Below are 20,931 nucleotides of genomic sequence, written 5' to 3' on the forward strand. Positions count from 1 at the left end.
ATTTATAATATAACAATGTTATATTATAAGTTTTTATAGGAGGTCATTATGCAGCTTTTGGGAAATCTCAAAATACATTTTCTAGCGCTCGTACTAACTGTAGTCGCTGAATTTATAGGCATAAAAAAACTAGGTCCCGTTGTATTATTGCCATTATTGTACACATTGGTTCTAGGTTTATTAATTTCTATTCCTAAGTTTAAAATTCTTACTATTAAACAGATGGAAAAATCCGCTGATTATATCGGTATTGCCGTTATGATCTTGATGGTAAAAGTAGGTTTAGGTATCGGACCAAATCTTGGTATTCTTACAAGTGCAGGCTGGGCATTGTTATTACAAGAGCTTGGTCATTTCTTTGGTACTATTGTATTCGGTTTACCAGTAGCTTTATTAGTTGGTATGCGTCGTGAAGCAGTAGGTGCTTGTTACTCCGTAGACCGTGAGCCGAACGTAGCGATTATTATCGACAAATTTGGCTTTAGCTCTCCTGAGGGCCGTGGTGTTATGGGCATGTACATCTGTGGCGTTCTTATCGGTGCTATGTGGTCCTCCGTATTGGCTGGTATGTTGGCACAATCTGGTTGGTTCCATCCATTGGCATTAGCTATGGGCGCTGGCGTAGGTAGTGCTAGTATGATGGCTGCCGCTACGGCTCCAATCATTGCAGTTTATCCGGATTACGAACAACAAATTATGGCTCTTGCAGGGGCTGCAAACTTGTTAACTACCGTTCTAGGCGTATACTTTGGCCTATTTGTTTCTTTACCAGTTATGGAAAAAACATACAACTTCTTTACAGGGCGTACCCGTGAACAGGATTTAGCAGAGGAGGCAGCAAATCATGAGTAAAAGCGAAAAATTAACACAATTTGTCATCGTTATTTGTATTGCTGCTATCATTACTGCAGTAGGTAATGTAATGGATGGTAAACATCTATTTAGTGATAGCTTAGTTGGCGTAGCTATCTTGGCAGCCCTTGCTACGATTGGTGCTTTGATATCTTACTTGCCATATGCTAATAAATTACCTATGGTATTCTGGGTTTCCTTAGTCGGTGTTGTTGCATCCTTACCAGGTATGCCTGGTCAAGAATGGATCATTGCTAAAACTAGCCAAGTAACATTCCTTGCTACTACAACACCAGTACTTGCTTATGCAGGTTTATCCTTAGGGAAAGACCTTGGTGCATTCCGTCGCTTATCGTGGCGCATTATTCCTGTTGCACTAGCTGTAACAGCAGGTACTTTCATCTGTGCAACAGCATTAGCCCAATTAGTACTTCATTTAGAAGGTTTAATTTAATACAAAATCATAATGTTAGATGTCTAAATTATGTTAAGATATAATTATAGATTTATATTTTAGAAGATATCTATATATCATGATGACATGATCGACCGTATTTTATACGGTCGATTTTATAAAGGAGATAGTATGAGCCGTATGACAAAGGAAGAAGTTAAACAACGTGTTTGTAAGGCTATTGTTGATGCACAACCGCGTTTACGAGAATTGGCTGAATCTATTATGGCTGAACCTGAACTAGGTTTTAAAGAGGTAAAAACCTCTAAAAAGGTTCAAGCTATGTTTGATGAACTTGGCATTTCTTATACTACAGGGCATGCATTGACAGGTGTAAAAGGTAGAATGAAAGGCCGAGATAGTAAATATACGGTTGCAATGGTGGGAGAATTAGATGCCATTCTCTGTCCTCGCCATCCTCGTGCCGATGATTTAACAGGGGCTGCTCATTGCTGTGGTCATAATGTACAAATTACTAATATGTTTGCCGTAGCTATAGGCCTACAAGCAGTGATGGACGAATTAGCAGGCGATGTTGTACTATTTGCTGTCCCTGCAGAGGAAATGATTGAAATTGATTACCGCAATAAATTGCGTGAACAAGGTAAGCTTAAGTATATGGGTGGTAAGCAACAGCTCATTTATGAAGGTGCTTTTGACGATATCGATATGGCTATGCAAATGCATGTGGAGACTGCCAAAACTCCAGCTGGTGAAATGGGGCTTGGTAGCACCTCTAATGGTTTCGTATCTAAGCTGATTGAGTATCATGGCAAGGTGGCTCATGCGGCTCAAGCACCTCATGAAGGCATCAATGCTCTTAATGCTGCTTTGATGGGTGTTATGGGGGTTAACTCCATTCGTGAAACTTTCAAAGAAAGCGATTATTTCAGATTCCATCCCATTATTAATCAAGGGGGTACATTGGTAAATTGTGTGCCTGATTATGTTCAAGTTGAAAGCTACGTGCGTGCTTCTAATATTGAAGCTATTGTAGATGGCAATCATCGTGTTAACAGAGCCTTAAAAGCCGGTGGCGATGCAGTAGGGGCCACATGTGTTATTAATGACCTACCTGGTTATTTACCAATGCGTAATGATGAACGTATGAATGCTTTATTACGTGAAAATTCAAATCCTATCTTTGGTAAAGCCAATGTATACCAAGGTCCACATATTACAGCTAGTACAGATATGGGAGACGTATCTCACTTGATGCCGGTTATCCATCCATGGGTTGGCTGTATCAGTGGTGTACTACACAGTGCAGAATATGAAATCTCTGTACCTGACGTAGCGTACATTAAAACAGCACAAGCCTTGGCTATGACAATCGTAGATTTACTATATGATGACGCAGCAGGCGCTAAAGAGGTATTAGACAACTTTACACCAGCATTAAACAAACAAAGCTATATTGAACTCTTAGATCGTATTGCTAAGGGAACTTAATAGCAATTGTATACTTTATAAATTATAAGACTTACTTAGTATTCATAATCATCATATTTTTATATTGACTTCTTGACAGATATCTTTATATAGAAGATGATATAAATATATTTTTATTATATTGGTGTAGTGGAGAAAGATAATGCAATTAGAAATAAAAAATATCGGTAAAATAAAATCTGCTACTTTAGAATTTAATGGAATTACTGTTGTTGCTGGTAATAATAATACTGGTAAAAGTACTATCGGCAAGGTATTATTTGCTTTATTTTCAAAGTTTAATAATATTAATGAGGCTATTGATAAATATAAATATGATGCAATTATTGCTAGAGTCTTTAAAGAGCTCTCTACTTATGACTTGGATGATTCTATTATTCTTGGGTCACCAGCTTTAATACAAATGTTTAAACGTGGGAATTATCAGAGTTCACAATCTATATTAAAATTTTTAGAAGGGTTAATATCTGATAGAACTCTAGAGTTTATACGTTCAAATATTGATAACATGATTGATAATTCTTCGAAAGAGATTGAAGAATTAGATGTTAAGAGAATAAAAGCTGAAATTATTAGTAATTATTTTAATGATATATTTGACAATCAAATTAATAATATGAGTATTTCTGAATCAGCATATATTGATTTGCTAATAAAAAACAAGCACATTAAAGCTGAATTTATCGAAAATACTTGTACAGTTGTTCAAGATGATATTAAATTAATTAATAAGGCCATTTATGTAGATGATCCTTATATTATAGATTCTAGAATTATTAGATCAACTAATTCTCTTAGAGGTCGTAATGAAATTAATAATAACCTTATTAAGTTATTACATTCTAAGGAAGACGAAGAACAAATAATTGAGCAAATTATAGCTAAAGATAAGTATGCAGAGATAGAAGAAATGATTAATTTAGTTATAAAGGGCCAATTAATCTTAAAAAAAGATGGGCGATATACTTTAAAAAATAATGAATATCCTGAAGGGATAAATGTTTCTAATTTATCTACAGGTTTAAAGTCATTTTTAATCATAAAGAAATTAATAACTGATAACCTAATAGTAAATCGAGATATTCTTATTTTAGATGAACCAGAAATTCATCTTCATCCTGAATGGCAAATTGTATATGCTGAGCTATTGGTTTTGTTACAAAAATATTTTGATTTAACAATATTATTAACTACTCATAGTCCATTCTTCTTGAGAGCTATAGAAGTTTTTTCAAAAAAGTATGAACTTAATCAAAAATGTAAATACTACTTATCAAAAATTGGAACTGATTCACTGATTACTTTCTCTGAAGTTGAAAATACCACTGAAATTTATCAGAAAATGGCTAATACTTTTTCTATATTAAATAATATTTCTGATGAGTTAGATTGTAATTAGATTAATAATATGGGGGCTGTTTTATGTGTTGTCAAGTCATAGAGTTCCTAGATAATCATGATGCTGAACTAAATACTATCACTGAATTAGCTAAAGATGATTGTAGAAATGATAATTCATGGTGTAGATGTGAGTTATTTGCATATGACTATGATAAATTTATGCAAAATTTTTGTAATCAGTTAAGGATTAAATCTTTTGCTAGTGTAGATGCATTAGTTAAGAATAATAACTGGATCAACCTTATAGAGTTTAAAAATAGTGATTGTAGAAATAAAGATACTCGTTCTAAAACCAAAAGAAAGTTAGCCGATACAATACATTTTTTTGAGAAATGTATATTAAATGATTTTGTTATTTCTCAATCAAATTTAAAATATAGGTTTATACTTGTTTTTAATCCCGGTGATGAATCTACTGAGTTTAATAATGGATATGAGTCTTTAAATAGGGAAATTAATATACTTGGAGGATTAGACTCACCATCAAAAGAGCGTCTTAGAGGGATAGTTGATTATTGTAATACTTTAAGATTATGTCATGATATAAAAATACTTACTGTTGATGAGTTTTTGACTTCTATAAATGAATATGTTCCTTGTTAAGAATAATATATATATATATAAGGACATTTTTATATATTATTGACATTTTTCCCTCTGTATTGCTACAATATTGTGTATAATATATGCGATGAAGCAGAGTAGTAAACCTCTCTAGCGAGTGAGGATGGTGTAAGCTCACATTTGGTTGAAGGCGCTGTAGAGCATTGGCAGGAACGCAGGTATCTGTTAGTAAAGGCCAACATAGAAAAAAGAGGGCGCAAGCCAAATAGGGTGGAACCGCGGGTATACTCGTCCCTGTAACGTTTTTCGTTACAGGGACTTTTTTGTTTGTAACGAAATGGTTGATTTTATGTCGGTTGTGTAAAGTGGAGGCAGCAATGACATTTCAAGAGATTATTTTAAATCTACAAAAATTCTGGAGCGATCAAGGTTGTATCGTTCAAAATCCATATGACATCGAAAAAGGCGCAGGTACAATGAACCCTGCTACATTCTTACATGCTATTGGTCCTGAACCATGGGCTGTATGTTATGTAGAGCCTTCTCGTCGTCCAGCAGACGGTCGTTATGGTGATAACCCTAACCGTTTGTTCCAACATCATCAATTCCAAGTTATTGTGAAACCATCTCCAGATAATATCCAAGAATTGTACTTACAATCCTTGGCTACATTAGGCATTCACGCTGAAGATCACGATATCCGTTTTGTTGAGGATAACTGGGAATCTCCAACATTGGGCGCTTGGGGACTTGGTTGGGAAGTATGGCTCGACGGTATGGAAGTAACGCAGTTCACATATTTCCAACAAGTTGGTTCCATCGACTGTAAACCAGTATCCGTTGAAATTACATATGGTTTAGAACGTTTAGCTATGTACATTCAAGGCGTAGAAAACGTATATGATCTTAAATGGAATGAAAACGTTACATACGGCGATGTTTGGCATGCCAATGAAGTTGAGCAATCCGTATATAACTTTGAATTAGCTGATACAGATATGCTATTCAAATTGTTTGATATGTACGAAGCAGAAGCAAAACGCGTTTGCGAAGCGGGCTATGTATTACCAGCTTACGACTATGTATTGAAATGTTCCCACACATTCAACTTGCTTGATTCCCGTGGTGCTATTTCTATCAGCGAACGTACTGCTTTCATCGGCCGCGTACGTGCATTAGCTCGTATTTGTGCACAGCAATACCTTGCTAAACGCGAAGAATTAGGTTTCCCACTTTTGAAAGGAGATAAATAAGATGGCAAAGGATTTATTATTTGAAATCGGTGCAGAAGAAATTCCTGCCGGCTTTATGCCAAATATCTTAGGTCAATTGAAACAATTGGCTGAAACAAAATTAAATGATGCCCATCTTCCTTTTGAAAGCATCGCAACCTATGGTACACCACGTCGTTTGGCTCTTATCGTGAAAGGTCTTGCTGACACATCTGCTGAAATCAGTGAACGTCATAAAGGTCCTTCTGCATCCATCGCCTATGATGCTGACGGCAATGCTACAAAAGCAGCTATCGGCTTTGCTCGTGGTAAAGGTCTTGATGTAGCTGATCTCGTTGTAGAAGACGGCTATATTTACGCTGAAACTAAAACGGCAGGCGTACCTGCAAAAGATATTGTTACAGACATGTTGCCACAATTGATTACAGGTCTTAATTTCCCTAAATCCATGCATTGGGGTAATTTAGATGCTAAATTCGTACGTCCTGTACGTTGGCTTGTAGCATTACTTGATGAAGAAGTAATTCCTGTAGAATTTGCTACTGTAAAATCTGGTAATGTAACACGTGGACATCGCTTCTTAGGTGCTGATGAAATCACTATCAAAAATGCAGCATCCTATGTAGACACATTAAAAGAAAACTTTGTTATGGTTGATCAAGACGCTCGTCGTGAGTTGATTTCCAAACAATTACATGATATAGCAGCTTCTAAAAATGCATCCATCGTTTGGGATGATGATTTATTAGAAGAAATTAACTATCTTGTTGAATGGCCTACAGCATTGTGCGGTGGCTTCGAGGAGTCCTACTTGGCACTTCCTGATGCAGCTATTATTACACCAATGAAAGACCATCAACGTTACTTCCCATTAGTTGACCAAGAGGGCAAATTGTTGCCAATGTTCTTAACAGTTCGTAATGGCTCCAATCATTCCATCGAAGTAGTGCAAGCTGGTAATGAACGTGTATTGCGTGCACGTCTTGATGATGCTAAATTCTTCTTCAATGAAGACCGTAAGAAACCTCTTATCGATCGTCAAGATGGTTTGACTAAAATCGTATTCCAAGAAGGTCTTGGTAACTTAGCAGATAAAACTGAACGCTTGCTTAAATTGGGCCGTGTATTTGGCGAAGAATGTGGCTTGCACGAAGATGCAGCTGTTGTATTGGAACGCGCTACAGAGCTTGCTAAAACTGACCTTACAACAGGTATGGTTACAGAGTTCACAGAATTACAAGGTGTAATGGGTAAAGAATACGCTTTACTTGATGGTGAATCTCCTGAGGTAGCAGAAGCTATTTTCGAACAATATTTACCACGCTTTGCAGGTGATGTATTGCCTCAAACAGAAGCAGGTAAAGTATTGTCTATCATCGATAAAGTAGATAACATCGTTGCTACTTTCAGCCGTGGTTTAATCCCTACAGGTTCTCAAGATCCATATGCATTGCGTCGTCAAACTATTGGTATTTTGAACATCTTACTTGGTAGTGAGTGGAATATCAGCTTGCGTCCAATCTTCAAATCTTCTATGGAATTGCTTAATGTACCAGCTGAAAAACAAGACGAATTACTTGGCCAAGTAGAAGAATTCTTCACACTTCGTTTGAAAAACATCTTCCTTGATCGTGAAGTGCCTCATCATGTCATCGACTTGTTGTTGTCCAACAACGAATTGTCCGTTGCTGATGCAGAAGGTCTTGTAAATGCATTGTTAGCAAACCGCATCGATGAAAACGTTGAGCTTGTTCAAGCTTATACTCGTATGTACAATCTTGTAAAAGATGTAGAATATACAGGCGTTAATAGCGACTTGTTGAAAGAAGATGCGGAAAAAGCATTGTTCGAAGCTGCTTCTAAAGCATCCGAAGCTAGCCTAGCAGCATGGGAAGCTAATGATTATGCTGCAGTTGTAGCAGTTCCAGCTACTTTGGTTCCAGCAATCAACAAATTCTTTGAAGATGTAATGGTTATGGATAAAGACGAAGCTATTAAAGCTAACCGTCTACAACTTGTTCGCTTAGCGTACAGCGTAATGGCTATTATCGGTGATATTAGTGCATTAAAATAATATATTGTGTATTAGATAGATAAAACTTTTACAGTAATATATGAAAGAAGAGGTACCGTTTGGTACCTCTTTTGCTTTTACGAAGAATATACAAATTTTATGCAGGAATTTTTGAGACCATGGCGAATATCTTATAATATACAAAGTTGTATGAGGAGATAACTGTCATGAATCATGATGAATTATATAAAGCCTTATGTAAGGTGCCAAGTGGTAAAGAAAAATCCCGTGATAAAATAATTATAGAATTATATATGCGATCTGAAGGAGCATCTCAAAAACAATTAGTGGATGCTCTTAATATGCGTCCTGCTACAGTATCAGAGCAGACCGATATTCTTATTGAATTAGGGTATGTCACAAAGCATATTGATTATATGGATAAACGAATTTCTGTAGTAGGCCTTACGGAAGAGGGCAAGCGATTAGGTAAGTCATTATTACATTCATATGACCAATTTCTTAATGTACTATTTTCTGATTTTTCTGATGATGAAAAAGATGATTTATACCGCTTGTTAGGTAAGTTAAAGCGCCCAATCTTAAGTAAATAATTAGTTTCTCAAAATTATATAGAAAATACTTGCGAACAGTACGTGATTTATGATACTATATTGCTGTTAATTTGAGACAGTCCGCTGCCTATAAGGTGTAGGTATTGAATGTCTGCAAACAGGAGGAAACAATGAACATTATTAACGTACTTGAACAAGAACAACTTCGTACAGACATCCCTACTTTCCGCGCTGGTGACACAGTTCGCGTACACGTAAAAGTAGTGGAAGGTTCTCGTGAACGTATCCAAGTATTCGAAGGTTTGGTAATTAAACGTCAAAACGGTGGCGTACGTGAAACTTTCACAGTTCGTCGTATTGCATCCGGTGTAGGTGTAGAACGTACATTCCCACTTCACAGCCCACGCTTAGCTAAAATTGAAGTTATGCGCCGTGGTGTTGTTCGTCGTGCTAAATTGTACTACTTACGTAACCTTACTGGTAAAGCTGCTCGTATTCGCGAAAAACGCTAATGTTCATAAAAGGCTGCCGTTGGCAGCCTTTTATTTTTGCTAAAATTTAGATATGAAAGGAAATACTATGGCAGATTCACCTATCGTACATTGGTTCCCTGGGCATATGGCGAAAGCCACACGTATGATTACGGAGTATATCAAAAAGGTAGACGTAGTTATCGAGTTATTAGATGCACGTATTCCTCGTTCTAGTGCGAACCCTGTAATCACAGAACTCGTTGGTCAGAAACCCCATATCGTACTATTAAATAAAGTAGATTTAGCAGATCCTAAATCTACAAAGGAATGGACTGAGTTTTTTACTAAGCAAGGTATCACAGTATTGGCCATCGATTCTAAATCTGGTAAGGGTAACAAGAAGTTAATATCTACTGTAGAGCGTTTGAGTAAGCCTATCATTGATCGCTGGGTAGCCAAAGGCATTCGCAGTCGTTCTGTACGTACTATCATCTTAGGTATTCCTAATGTGGGTAAATCTACGTTGATTAACTCCTTAGCTGGTTCTGCAGCAACACGTACAGCTAACAAAGCTGGTCATACACGTGGTCAACAATGGGTTAAGATCGGTAAAAATCTTGAATTGCTCGATACACCAGGTGTATTGTGGCCTAAATTAGAGGACCAACGCGCAGCGGCTCGTCTTGCTATGACAGGTGCTGTTTCTGATGATGTGTATGATTTAGAGCATGTTATTAAACAATTAATTAATCACTTATTGACGAATACACCAAATATTTTAGTAGAGCGCTATAAATTAAAAGAAGAAGAGATGTCGGATGTAGATACGATTCTTGAAAGTATTGGCCGTCGTCGTGGTTGTCTCGTTAGTGGTGGCGTAGTAGACTTTGATAAAGCACGCCGCATTATCTTGCAAGACTACCGCAATACTAAACTTGGTACAATTACACTCGACAAAGTGGATGAAGAGCCATATTATCCTGATGATGGTGAGGACACACAAAATGGATAAGGATACATTTAGTAAATTAAAAGTGGCAGATATAAAAGCTCTTTTTGAAACTGAACAAGCCTTAGAGATTTTACCTTTAGCCCAAGAGGATACTCGTATTTCTGTACAAAAATTGGCCGCTTCTTACATTAAGCGCCAAGAAAAAGAGTTAAAAGAACAACAACGCCTCATGAGCATGTATGACTATGAAGGTATGTTCTACGATCAAGGTATGTATCATGTAGCTGGTGTCGATGAGGTAGGCCGTGGTCCTATTGCAGGTCCTGTAACGGTAGCGGCCGTTATATTGCCGCCTATGACATTGATTCCTGGTTTAAATGACTCTAAAAAGCTAACTGAAGAAAAGCGTGAAACCCTCTACGATATCATCATGAAAGAAGCGGTAGCAGTAAGCTGTATTTCCTACGGCCCAGAAATAATCGATGAGCTAAACATATATGAAGCAACGCGACAAGCTATGTATGAGGCGATTCGCACGCTAAGCGTACCCGCTGAAGCAGTAGTAGCCGATGCTATGAAATTGCCTGATTTGATGATTCCTGTGGAGTCCATAATTAAGGGTGATAGTAAAAGCGCTAATATTGCTGCTGCATCCATCATTGCAAAGGTTACGCGAGATCGATATATGAAGAGCCTTGATGATGAATACCCTGGTTATGGATTTGGTATTCATAAAGGCTATTATACGGAGTTACATAAAGAAGCTGTTGAACAACAAGGTGTAACACCACTACATCGAAAGAGCTTTGAACCTATTAAATCTATCGTTCGTTGGGTTAAACCTGATTGATTATATTAACGTAAATTTATCATATAAATTGTATATAGTTTATAACCGTAAAGAGGTTCCTATTGGTCACCGATGTGACTATTAGGAACCTCTTTTGTATTTACTTTTATAGTCTCCATATTCTACGCTACAAGTAAGTGTTACCTGTTGAAAGTTTAGATGTAGATTGAGTGATACATATTCTATACGTTATTGTGGTTACTACACTTAAATAGGAGGTATATATGAAAACGATTAGTACAGGTAAAGCATTTAATGAACTAGATTCAAAGGAGCTTGGAAAATGGGGCGAACGGGTGGCCATTAAATATATTGAAAAAATAGGCCTTACAGTTGTAGATACGAATTATAGAACCCGGTTAGGAGAAATTGATATCATTGCCAAACGCGATTTAATCTATCATTTTATTGAGATTAAAGCCCGCCGTGGTATGCAGCATGGATTAGCTCGAGAGGCGGTGACAAAGAAGAAACAAAAGCATATAAAACGAGCTGCTATGTTGTTTCTATATGATCTTCATCAGAAAAGACGGCGCTGGAAAGAGTTATCCTTTGATGTAATTGAAGTGTACTTACATGAAGACTTTCAAAGTTCTATTCATTATTTGCCGCAGTGCTTTTAGAGAGGTTGCCTATGTATGCAAAACTATATGGAGCCACTTTACATGGCATAGATGGATGCATTATTACAGTTGAAGTTGATATATCTCAAGGCTTGCCGGTCTTTGACATTGTAGGTTTACCTAATCAATCGGTTAAGGAAGCTCGCGAACGCGTGAGGGCCGCCATCAAAAATAGTGGCTATGAATTCCCTATGAGACGTATTGTAGTGAATCTAGCACCTGCTACGATTCGTAAAAGTAGTGCAGGACTCGATTTAGCTATTGCATTGGGTGTTCTCATTGCATCGGGACAGATAAAGGGGCGCAAAGCTAGTATTTCAGCTTTATTAAAAAACAGTTTATTTATGGGGGAGCTAGCTTTAGATGGATTACTATTACCAACCTTTGGAACCTTGGCTATGTCCCTTGCAGGCTTGGTTTCTAATTATTCAACTATATTTACAAGTGTTGAAAATGGTCATAATTTAAAAGCCATACCAAAGCTTTCCATTTATGGGGAATCTTCATTACTACATATTATTTCTATTTTAGAGAAACTAGTTAAATCAAAGACCGTTAAAGGAAATAAAGGGACTATCAACAAATCTACAAGTTCGGCAAATCAAATCCATAATCAATCAACGGAATTGTTAGAGTCATATGATCCTGTAGATTATATGAATGAAGATTGTCGTGTAGATATAGGCTCCAATCAAACATATACAGTAGATTTTAGTGATGTACAGGGGCAAGAGCTTGGAAAACGAGCTATGCTCATCAGTGCTGCAGGTCATCATCATTGTATTATGATAGGTCCACCAGGTGGTGGTAAAACGATGATGGCTGAGAGATTGCCGACCATATTACCACCTATGACATGGAATGAAATCATTGAAGTGAGTCGTATACAAGACGTAATAGGATTATTAGGTGACACGGGATTGGTTACAACTCGTCCTTTTAGACATCCCCATCATACGGCCACTTTAGCGAGTATGGTAGGAGGCGGTATTCAAGGTCGACCAGGTGAGGTAACCCTTGCTCACGGAGGTGTTCTATTTATGGATGAGGCACCTGAATTTCAACGTCAAGTTATCGATGCGCTTAGGCAACCTTTAGAATCACGGACAATTACCATCAATCGTTCTCAAGGTAATTACATATATCCTGCCGATTTTATTTGTATATTGGCGGCTAATCCATGTCCTTGTGGCTATTATCATGATCCTTATAAAGAGTGTGTATGTACGGAAACAATGGTTAAAAATTATCAGCAACGATTATCTGGGCCTATTATGGATCGCATCGATTTGCACATACCTGTTGAAAGGCCCACATTAGAGCAATTATTAGATACTTCGTCGTCAACGATGACTAGTGAAAGTATGAGAGAACAAGTTGTTATGGCGACCTCTATGCAACAGAAACGGTATGAAGGCCTAGATTTTAGCTCTAATGGTGCCGTACCGCATAAGGCCATAAGTGAGCTTTGCCATATTACCGATAAGGCATGGAGTGTATTAGGCAATATATTTGATCATTTCCATTTAAGTGGACGTGCTTTTGATCGCATATTAAAGGTTGCTCGTACCATAGCAGACCTTGAGGGAAACCCACAAGTGGAACCACATCATATTTCTGAAGCCATGTTATTTAGAACGGGAAAATAGGTAATATAATGACAAGATATGACGACACTATTTATATTGCAGGCCTACAAAGTTTATATAATGTAGGCGCTACACATGTACGAAGTTTTATTGATGATTTTGGAGGACCTTATGAAGCTTGGCAAGCTGTTAAGAAGGTTGAAAATTTAAAACCTTATTCTCATATTTCTGTAGGCGATAAACGTGCTATTGCAGCATCGGCTAAGGATGAAAGACTAGATTATATTATCCAAAAACTAGACGAATATAAGATGGATGTTACCACCTATTTAGATAAGGATTTTCCATCTATGTTAGAACAAATCTATAATCCACCGGCTATATTGTTTATGCGAGGTAATCGAGCCTTATTAGATAAAAGACTGAACCGTATTGCTATTGTAGGAGCTCGACGGTGCTCATTATATGGGCGGAATGTGGCGAGAATGTTAGGGAAAGAATTGGGTAAATACAGTACTATAATTGTGAGTGGCGGTGCTCGTGGTATTGATTCGCATGGTCATGAAGGCTTACTAGCAAGTCAGGGTTACGGTATTATTGTTATGGGATGTGGATTAGATATTGTATATCCTAGGGAAAATTCCAAATTATTTGATAGAGTTCTGGCTAATAATGGGTTACTCCTATCTGAATATCCTCCAGGTACACCGCCATCAGCTAAACATTTTCCTGCGCGAAACCGTATTATTAGTGGCCTAAGTCGAGGTGTAATCGTAGTAGAGGCTAAGGCTAGTAGTGGCTCTTTAATTACAGCAGATATGGCTGTTAGTGAAGGTCGAGATGTATTTGTAGTACCTTGTAATTTATTGGATCATACAGCGGATGGTAATAAGTTTCTTATGCGAAATGGTGCGTATGTATTAACTGGATATGAGGATATTGTGGAACAATATCATTTAACATTGCGGGATTTTTTCGCCACAGAAGAGAAACTTTCACCGTCAAAAAAGAAACTTTCAGAGTCAAAGAAAGAGGAACATAGTCATGTAAAAGAGGGGGATTTATCGAGTAATACTTGTAAGGGTGTTGATAGTCATGGGCCGTCTATGTTAAGCTTTAGTTTGGATAAGAGTTTAATCTTGAGTGAAATACCTCATGATCGATGTATTACTGTTAGTGATATTTTGAAAGTAACTCATATTCCATTGCAACAATTGCAGCCCTTATTACTAGAATTAGAGCTAGAAGGGGCTATAGAGCATCAACCGCCGAGAGGCTATATTAATATGACTAGGAGTGATATACTTGTCCATTAAACGATCAATCGTTATTGGCGAGCCAAAAGTAGCTAGTACTAGTAAAGATACTAAAAAGAAAAGTACTAAGAAAGAGAATACTACGATAAAACGTAAGGTTGCCAAAGAGGCTCTTACTCCTATGGGGATTGTACGGGACAAGTCTGTGCTACAAACCTCTGTGCCACCTGAACAACGGGAACCTCGTGTATATAATCCTGAAGGCAAAGTATTGGTTATCGTAGAATCTCCTGCTAAATCTAAAACAATTGAAAAATTCTTAGGTCCAAACTATGTGGTAAAAGCAAGTATGGGCCACTTACGAGATTTGCCTAAATCTCAAATGGGTATCGATATAGAGCATGGCTTTACACCGCGCTATAGCAATCTAGTAACTCGTAAAAAGGTTATAGATGAACTCGTTTCCTATGCTGATGAAAGTAGCGCCGTATTGCTCGCAACTGACCCTGACCGGGAAGGGGAAGCTATTTCTTGGCATTTAGCGTACATATTAAATGTAGATCCAACGTCTACATGTCGTATTACGTTCAATGAGATTACTAAAAATGCCGTAGCGGAAGCCTTAGAATCTCCACGTACTATCGATATGAACATGGTTGATGCCCAACAAGCACGCCGTGTATTGGACCGCATCGTAGGCTATAAATTGAGCCCTTTATTATGGAAAAAGGTTTGTAAAGGCCTTAGTGCCGGTCGTGTGCAATCCGTTGCAGTTCGACTTATCTGTGAAAGAGAGCGAGAAATTCAAGCTTTCGTGCCACAAGAATATTGGACCATTGAAGGCAATTTTGAAACGCCTAAAAAAGAGGCTTTCACAGCAGAATTGACTCATATTAAAGGTGAAAAAATCGATATTACTACTGAAAGTGAAGCGCAAGCCGTAGTAGATGCTATTGGCGGAGCCGATGCAGTAGTGACAAATATTGAAAAGCGCAAACGTTCTCGTAAAGCAGCACCTCCCTTTACAACATCTACATTGCAACAAGATGGTGTGCGTAAATTAAACTTTGGTGCGAAGCGTACCATGATGATTGCGCAACATCTTTACGAAGGTCTTGAAATCGGTTCCTATGGCCACGTAGGTTTGATTACGTACATGCGTACAGACTCTACGCGTATCTCTAAAGAGATGCAGGTCATGGCTAAGGACTATATTATTCGTAACTATGGTGAAGATTATTATCCTTCTAAACCTAATATGTATGGTGCAAAAGGTTCTGCTCAAGATGCGCACGAAGCGATTCGCCCTACATCTTTAGAGCTAACACCTAAAATGGTAGAGCCCTTCTTGAGCCGTGATGAGCTTAAATTATACACATTGATTTGGAATCGTTTTATGGCGAGCCAAATGGCACCACAACAAAACGAATCTACAACCATTGAATTGACCGTTCATGATGATTACACATTTAAAGCGACAGGCTCTCGCGTAATCTTCCCTGGTTTTAGTGCCGTTTATGAAGATGCGAAAAAAGAGGATGTTCCTCAATTGCCAGCTCTTAAAAAGAATGATGCTGCTCATACAGTAGAGGTATTGCCTGAACAACATTTCACGCAACCACCTCCACGTTACTCTGAGGCGAGTCTTATCAAAACACTAGAAGAACTCGGTATTGGTCGTCCTAGTACGTATGCGCCAATTTTAGATACAATCGTAAGTCGTAACTATGTAGAGAATACGAATAAGCAATTCGTTCCTACAGAGTTAGGCTTTGTAGTGGTAGATTTCTTGATCGCGTACTTTGAAAAAATTATCAATACAGGTTTTACTCGCGATCTTGAAGAAGAACTTGACGCTATTGCATCCGGTAAGGATACATATCTAAAGGTATTGTCTGATTTCTATGAAGTATTCGCTAAAGAGCTAGAAGATGCGAGCGATGTAGATCGCATTGAAATTGCATCCATGGAAAGTGATGAAACTTGTGAACTTTGTAATAGCCCAATGGTATATAAATTTGGTCGCTATGGTAAGTTTCTAGCATGTTCTAACTTTCCAGAATGTAAAAATACTAAACCTATTACAGTAGGTACAGGTGTAACTTGCCCTAAATGTAAGGATGGGGAAATCGTAGAGCGTAAGTCTCGTCGTGGTCGTCTATTCTACGGCTGTAATCGATATCCACAATGTGACTTTACATTATGGGATAAACCAACCCATGAATTCTGTGAAACATGTGGTTCTATTATGGTTGAAAAGACATATAAAAATGGTACAACTAAAAAGTTCTGTTCCAATGAAACATGTCCAACTAGACCACCAAAGAAAACAAGAAAGAAAAAAAGCGAAGCTAGTGAAGAAACTGTAAAAGAATCTAAAGAATCAGAAAAATCTAAAGAATCAAAAAAGTCTAGCAAAGCTAAAAAAGAGGAAACAACAGTTGAATAATAAAAATGTTATTGTTATTGGTGCGGGCCTAGCAGGTTCTGAGGCGGCTTGGCAACTCGCTAATCGTGGCATTCATGTAGACTTATATGAAATGCGCCCCCTGAAGAGTTCTCCTGCGCACCAAACAGATCAATTTGCAGAGCTCGTATGTAGTAACTCCTTGCGAGCTGGCAATATTGAAAATGCAGTAGGTCTTTTAAAAGAAGAAATGCGTCGTTTAGGTTCCCTGATTATGGAATGTGCTGATGCGACTGCTGTACCTGCCGGTGGTGCCTTGGCCGTTGATCGTCATTTGTTTAGTGAAATGGTGACTGAGAAGATAAAGGGACATCCTAATATTACAGTTCACAATGAAGAGGTAACTGAGATTCCTGCTGAAGGCACTGTTATCTTTGCTTCTGGTCCACTTACGTCTGAAGCATTAGGCGATAAGATTAAAGCCTTAACAGGTGAAACAGGTTTTTATTTCTACGATGCAGCAGCTCCTATTGTTACGGCAGAATCTTTAAATTACGACAAAGTATTTGCTGCATCTCGTTACGACAAGGGCGATGCAGATTACCTTAACTGTCCTATGACAGAAGAGGAATATAAAGCATTCTGGCATGAACTCACTACAGCTGAAGCTGTGCAACCAAAGGATTTTGAAAAGGAAATCTACTTTGAAGGTTGTATGCCTGTAGAAATCATGGCCAGCCGCGGGGAAGACACATTGCGCTATGGTCCACTTAAACCAGTTGGTTTAGTAGATAAACGGACTAATGAGGAATCTTATGCAGTAGTACAATTGCGTAAGGAGAATAAAGAAGGCACCATGTTTAACTTGGTAGGCTTCCAAACTCATTTAAAATGGGGCGAACAAAAGCGTGTATTTGGTATGATTCCAGGCCTTGAAAACGCAGAATTCGCTCGTTATGGCGTTATGCATCGCAATACGTATATCAATTCTCCTGAGTTGTTGAATCATGCGTTCCAACTTAAAAAGGAACCGCGTTTATTCTTCGCTGGTCAAATGACAGGCGTAGAAGGGTATTTAGAATCTGCTGCGAGTGGTCTTATGGTAGGTCTTCAAGTAGATCGTTATTTAGAGGAACGCTCATTTATTGATTTCCCTAAAACTACGGCGATCGGCTCCCTTAGCCACTATATTTCTAACTACGAAGGGTCTAACTTCCAACCGATGAATGTCAACTTTGGCATCATGGATCCATGGCCTCAAAAAGTACGTAAGAAAAAAGAGAAAAATGCACTCATTGCTAATCGAGCATTAGAAGAACTGGATGCATTAAAAGCTAAAGAAAATTTATAAGATAAGTTATTTACGTATTGATTTAGCTTGTTAGGTCAATCGTAAATTATGACTTACATAAAAAATCCTTCATTCACATACCTAGGAATGAAGGATTTTTCATTATTTACTGTTTTATTTACGTTTTTTAGTTTTAACTGTAGTCTCTGTAGCAACAATTATTTTTTGATTTTTCTTTTCTAGATAGCCTAGATAGATAAATACACAGATACCAATGATGATGACAATCAAGCTAGTCATTTGAGCAGATTTTAAGCCTAATGTTAAGTTTACATAGTCACCGCGCAAAAATTCAAGGAAGAATCTAGCCGTAGAATAGAGAATCGCATAAAGCACGAATACTTGACCTTTAGCATGTTTAAAGGAGCTAAATAATAGGAGGGCAACAAAGATAAGAATATCGATTTGACCTTCCCAGATTTCGGCTGGCCATAATGGTTGATTGCCGTAGGTGCGATGAGCCAACGTGCTTTCAGGGTAAAGAATACCAAAATTACCGCCCGTAGGATGACCGAAAGCATCACCGTTTAAAAGATTTGCCATACGGCCTACAGATTGTGCCAAAATCAATGCTGGTGCGAATAAATCGGCAAAGGCCCAAAAGTCGATATTATTTTTACGTAAGTACCAGTAGCCTGCAATGGTTCCTAATACAACGCCGCCTTGGATGGCCATACCACCTTGCCATACAAAGGGAATTTCTAGTAAATGATTGCCATAATAGTGCCAATCAAAGAAGAATACATCCCATAATCTAGCGCCGATGAGACCCGCTACGGCAACAGTAATGGAAAAGTCGATGATATGTTCATGCCAACCACGACCATCTTTTTTTAATAATACATAGGCAACCGAGGCACCACAGATGATAGCTAAGGCTAACATGGCACCATAGGCTCTGATAGGAAAGTCACCTATAAAAAATAGATATTGATGCATATAAAACTCCTTATGTAATAATTTGTATTCTATAAGGTAAATTATAAATTACATGTACCCTTCATGCAACAATTGAGAGGAATTCTATATAATATGGTATAATATAGAGATTGAAATTGTATCCCCTTTAGGGGAGTAGAGTTAGGAGAGTTCATGATTCGTAAATCTACTATTTTAAAATCTTTAACAGCTTTGGTAATGTCTGCATTATCTAGTACAGCCGTTCAAGCAGAAGTATTAGTGCCTATTGACCAATTCTTAGCAAATACAACGCGTCATTACGAGGCAAATCAATATAAAACATCCTATACGGTGTATGTACCTCAAACAGAGTTACAAGGAAATGCTATTGTTTTAAATCCTGCTGCCGTTGGTGAACCTGTAAAATTGCCAACTACAAGTAAAAATGGCTTTACCTATGTCGATATTGAGTCTGATCCAGCTATGCTCGGTGTGAGCTATACAAAGGTCAATGGTCAATTAACATTAGGTCCTGCACCGCAAGCTTCTACGGTAAAAGCTCCTTATACGATGCAAACACCATTGTCTTGGGCCTTTGATCCATGGCCAACACAGGGGACTCCATATCAAGCAAAGCTGAATTCCAGTGGTGATAATATCATTTCTCCAAGTTGGTTTAAATTGCATAGCCTTGGCCTTGAAGCAAGTCCTAATGTAAGTATTGATTATGTTAACGATTATAAGAGTAAAGGTTACCACGTATGGCCTTTGATTACGAATCGTTTTGATCCTGGCTTTACAAGTGGCATCTTAGCAGATCAATCTGTATGGAAAAAATATGCTCATAATCTTGTGCAATATGCCTATATTTACGGATTTGATGGGTATAACTTTGACTTTGAAAATATTGATTATGCCGACCGTGATCGTTTAACAGCATTTGTGGCATATTTATCGAATCATTTACATCAATACAATATTAAAACATCCATTGATGTAACTGGTTATTCTGATAGCCCAGAATGGTCCTTAGTATATAACCGCAGTGCCTTTGCTAATTCCGTAGACTATGTAGTTCTCATGGCGTATGACGAAACATGGGCTAAAAGTACAACAGCAGGTCCTGTAGCAAGTTATCCATGGGTTCGCAACCATACAGAAAAAATGCTTTCTGAAGTACCATCTCAAAAATTGGTACTTGGTGTACCATTCTATATGCGCTTATGGCATGATACTAATGGCTATGCAAAAGGCGAAACTTTGGCTATGAAAAACACAGGTAGCTATTTTGCAAATTACAAAGATAAAATGACATGGGATGATCGATTAAAACTATATTATTTATCTATCCCAACTAGTTCTGGTTCTGATCGTATCTGGTTTGAAGATAATACGTCTTTAGGTTTGAAACTAGATCTTGTAAAAGAATTACAGCTTGGTGGTTTTGCTGCATGGCGTAAAGGCTTTGAAGATGAATCCACTATTGCTATGATACAAGACAAAGACTTAGGACGCGGTATTCCTAAATCTCCTACAGCGGTTGTTTCTGAACCTGTAGTAGAAGAAACTAAGCCTTTAACTAAGCTTGAACAATATAAATTACGCCTAGAGGAAAAAGAAAAGGCAAAAGCCGCTAAGGCAGAAGCGAAACGCAAGGCTAAAGAGGAAAAAGAATTAGCTAAACGTAAAGCTAAGGAAGAAGCTGAACAAGCTAAAGCGGAGAAAAAACGTCAAGCTGAGGAAGCCAAGGTGGAGAAAAAGCGTTTAGAAGAAGAGGCTAAGGCTCAAAAGGAACGTGATGCACAAGAGGCAAAGGATAAAATTGCTTCTTATAAGAGCCATGGATCTGTTCAAAATACAACTACTAAAAATGAATTAACTAAATCTGTACAAGTAGTAAAACGCTAGAGTTTGACTGCTTTCATAGTAAGTAGTAAAATAAAAATATTGATTATAAAACGGCAACTAATGAGGTTGACTATATGA

18 protein-coding genes are annotated in these 20,931 nt (G+C 37.8%); 17 read left to right on the forward strand and 1 reads right to left on the reverse strand.

The window, feature by feature from the left end; all coding sequences use genetic code 11:
* Positions 1–48 precede the first annotated feature (48 nt).
* The 16 genes from LKD20_RS00760 (at position 49) to trmFO (ending at position 18,045) form a co-directional block, all read left to right on the forward strand.
* Positions 49–852, forward strand: coding sequence for a DUF3100 domain-containing protein (locus LKD20_RS00760; RefSeq protein WP_119206430.1), 804 nt, complete (start codon positions 49–51; stop codon positions 850–852).
* Positions 845–1,306, forward strand: coding sequence for a hypothetical protein (locus LKD20_RS00765; protein ID WP_227720420.1), 462 nt, complete (start codon positions 845–847; stop codon positions 1,304–1,306). Before LKD20_RS00760 ends, LKD20_RS00765 begins: the two co-directional genes overlap by 8 nt.
* Positions 1,307–1,438: 132 nt before the next feature.
* Positions 1,439–2,758 (forward strand): amidohydrolase, encoded by a 1,320-nt coding sequence (locus LKD20_RS00770; RefSeq protein WP_227720421.1) that lies wholly within the window; start codon positions 1,439–1,441, stop codon positions 2,756–2,758.
* A 142-nt stretch (positions 2,759–2,900) separates the two neighbouring features.
* A complete protein-coding gene (locus tag LKD20_RS00775) occupies positions 2,901–4,157 on the forward strand; it encodes an AAA family ATPase (protein ID WP_227720424.1) in 1,257 nt (418 codons plus the stop codon).
* Between the two features lie 23 nt (positions 4,158–4,180).
* Positions 4,181–4,762 carry a hypothetical protein gene (locus LKD20_RS00780; RefSeq protein WP_227720425.1) on the forward strand — a complete coding sequence of 194 codons (582 nt, stop codon included), beginning with the start codon at positions 4,181–4,183 and terminating at the stop codon, positions 4,760–4,762.
* A gap of 338 nt (positions 4,763–5,100) precedes the next feature.
* Positions 5,101–5,976, forward strand: a complete 876-nt coding sequence (gene glyQ, locus LKD20_RS00785) for a glycine--tRNA ligase subunit alpha (RefSeq protein ID WP_039969172.1) — start codon at positions 5,101–5,103, stop codon at positions 5,974–5,976.
* 1 nt (position 5,977) lies between these two features.
* A complete protein-coding gene (gene glyS, locus LKD20_RS00790; RefSeq protein WP_227720427.1) occupies positions 5,978–8,029 on the forward strand; it encodes a glycine--tRNA ligase subunit beta in 2,052 nt (683 codons plus the stop codon).
* A gap of 167 nt (positions 8,030–8,196) precedes the next feature.
* Positions 8,197–8,583 carry a MarR family winged helix-turn-helix transcriptional regulator gene (locus LKD20_RS00795; RefSeq protein ID WP_227720430.1) on the forward strand — a complete coding sequence of 129 codons (387 nt, stop codon included), beginning with the start codon at positions 8,197–8,199 and terminating at the stop codon, positions 8,581–8,583.
* A 131-nt stretch (positions 8,584–8,714) separates the two neighbouring features.
* Positions 8,715–9,056, forward strand: coding sequence for a 50S ribosomal protein L19 (gene rplS, locus LKD20_RS00800; protein WP_005377523.1), 342 nt, complete (start codon positions 8,715–8,717; stop codon positions 9,054–9,056).
* Positions 9,057–9,123: 67 nt separating this feature from the next.
* On the forward strand, positions 9,124–10,029 hold the full coding sequence (gene ylqF, locus LKD20_RS00805; RefSeq protein WP_227720437.1) for a ribosome biogenesis GTPase YlqF: 906 nt from the start codon (positions 9,124–9,126) through the stop codon (positions 10,027–10,029).
* Positions 10,022–10,819, forward strand: a complete 798-nt coding sequence (gene rnhB / locus LKD20_RS00810; protein WP_227720439.1) for a ribonuclease HII — start codon at positions 10,022–10,024, stop codon at positions 10,817–10,819. The genes ylqF and rnhB overlap by 8 nt, the downstream gene beginning before the upstream one ends.
* Before the next feature lie 224 nt (positions 10,820–11,043).
* A complete protein-coding gene (locus LKD20_RS00815; RefSeq protein WP_227720441.1) occupies positions 11,044–11,442 on the forward strand; it encodes a YraN family protein in 399 nt (132 codons plus the stop codon).
* A gap of 11 nt (positions 11,443–11,453) precedes the next feature.
* The gene (locus tag LKD20_RS00820; RefSeq protein WP_227720444.1) at positions 11,454–13,091 is read left to right on the forward strand and encodes a YifB family Mg chelatase-like AAA ATPase; all 1,638 of its coding nucleotides are present in this window, start codon (positions 11,454–11,456) and stop codon (positions 13,089–13,091) included.
* An 8-nt stretch (positions 13,092–13,099) separates the two neighbouring features.
* Positions 13,100–14,347: a DNA-processing protein DprA gene (dprA, locus tag LKD20_RS00825; protein WP_227720447.1), complete on the forward strand. Its 1,248-nt coding sequence runs from the start codon at positions 13,100–13,102 to the stop codon at positions 14,345–14,347.
* Positions 14,337–16,736, forward strand: coding sequence for a type I DNA topoisomerase (gene topA, locus LKD20_RS00830; protein ID WP_227720449.1), 2,400 nt, complete (start codon positions 14,337–14,339; stop codon positions 16,734–16,736). Before dprA ends, topA begins: the two co-directional genes overlap by 11 nt.
* Complete coding sequence (gene trmFO, locus LKD20_RS00835; RefSeq protein WP_227720451.1) at positions 16,729–18,045, forward strand: methylenetetrahydrofolate--tRNA-(uracil(54)-C(5))-methyltransferase (FADH(2)-oxidizing) TrmFO; 1,317 nt, start codon at positions 16,729–16,731, stop codon at positions 18,043–18,045. The genes topA and trmFO overlap by 8 nt, the downstream gene beginning before the upstream one ends.
* Before the next feature lie 114 nt (positions 18,046–18,159).
* Here trmFO and lgt read toward each other — a convergent pair whose 3' ends face one another.
* Entirely contained in the window at positions 18,160–18,984 is an 825-nt protein-coding gene (gene lgt, locus LKD20_RS00840; RefSeq protein ID WP_227720454.1) for a prolipoprotein diacylglyceryl transferase, read from the reverse strand.
* 153 nt (positions 18,985–19,137) lie between these two features.
* Here lgt and LKD20_RS00845 point away from each other — a divergent pair, with 153 nt between their 5' ends.
* The gene (locus LKD20_RS00845) at positions 19,138–20,853 is read left to right on the forward strand and encodes a glycosyl hydrolase family 18 protein (RefSeq protein ID WP_227720456.1); all 1,716 of its coding nucleotides are present in this window, start codon (positions 19,138–19,140) and stop codon (positions 20,851–20,853) included.
* Positions 20,854–20,931 lie beyond the last annotated feature (78 nt).

Source organism: Veillonella fallax (assembly GCF_020687175.1).
Classification (GTDB): Bacteria; Bacillota; Negativicutes; order Veillonellales; family Veillonellaceae; genus Veillonella; species Veillonella fallax.

Excerpts from the sequence above, each read along its gene's own strand:
- LKD20_RS00760 (WP_119206430.1), top strand. The coding sequence starts at position 49 with ATGCAGCTTTTGGGAAATCTCAAAATACATTTTCTAGCGCTCGTACTA.
- LKD20_RS00765 (WP_227720420.1), top strand. The coding sequence starts at position 845 with ATGAGTAAAAGCGAAAAATTAACACAATTTGTCATCGTTATTTGTATT.
- LKD20_RS00770 (WP_227720421.1), top strand. The coding sequence starts at position 1,439 with ATGAGCCGTATGACAAAGGAAGAAGTTAAACAACGTGTTTGTAAGGCT.
- LKD20_RS00775 (WP_227720424.1), top strand. The coding sequence starts at position 2,901 with ATGCAATTAGAAATAAAAAATATCGGTAAAATAAAATCTGCTACTTTA.
- LKD20_RS00780 (WP_227720425.1), top strand. The coding sequence starts at position 4,181 with ATGTGTTGTCAAGTCATAGAGTTCCTAGATAATCATGATGCTGAACTA.
- glyQ (WP_039969172.1), top strand. The coding sequence starts at position 5,101 with ATGACATTTCAAGAGATTATTTTAAATCTACAAAAATTCTGGAGCGAT.
- glyS (WP_227720427.1), top strand. The coding sequence starts at position 5,978 with ATGGCAAAGGATTTATTATTTGAAATCGGTGCAGAAGAAATTCCTGCC.
- LKD20_RS00795 (WP_227720430.1), top strand. The coding sequence starts at position 8,197 with ATGAATCATGATGAATTATATAAAGCCTTATGTAAGGTGCCAAGTGGT.
- rplS (WP_005377523.1), top strand. The coding sequence starts at position 8,715 with ATGAACATTATTAACGTACTTGAACAAGAACAACTTCGTACAGACATC.
- ylqF (WP_227720437.1), top strand. The coding sequence starts at position 9,124 with ATGGCAGATTCACCTATCGTACATTGGTTCCCTGGGCATATGGCGAAA.
- rnhB (WP_227720439.1), top strand. The coding sequence starts at position 10,022 with ATGGATAAGGATACATTTAGTAAATTAAAAGTGGCAGATATAAAAGCT.
- LKD20_RS00815 (WP_227720441.1), top strand. The coding sequence starts at position 11,044 with ATGAAAACGATTAGTACAGGTAAAGCATTTAATGAACTAGATTCAAAG.
- LKD20_RS00820 (WP_227720444.1), top strand. The coding sequence starts at position 11,454 with ATGTATGCAAAACTATATGGAGCCACTTTACATGGCATAGATGGATGC.
- dprA (WP_227720447.1), top strand. The coding sequence starts at position 13,100 with ATGACAAGATATGACGACACTATTTATATTGCAGGCCTACAAAGTTTA.
- lgt (WP_227720454.1), bottom strand. The coding sequence starts at position 18,984 with ATGCATCAATATCTATTTTTTATAGGTGACTTTCCTATCAGAGCCTAT.
- LKD20_RS00845 (WP_227720456.1), top strand. The coding sequence starts at position 19,138 with ATGATTCGTAAATCTACTATTTTAAAATCTTTAACAGCTTTGGTAATG.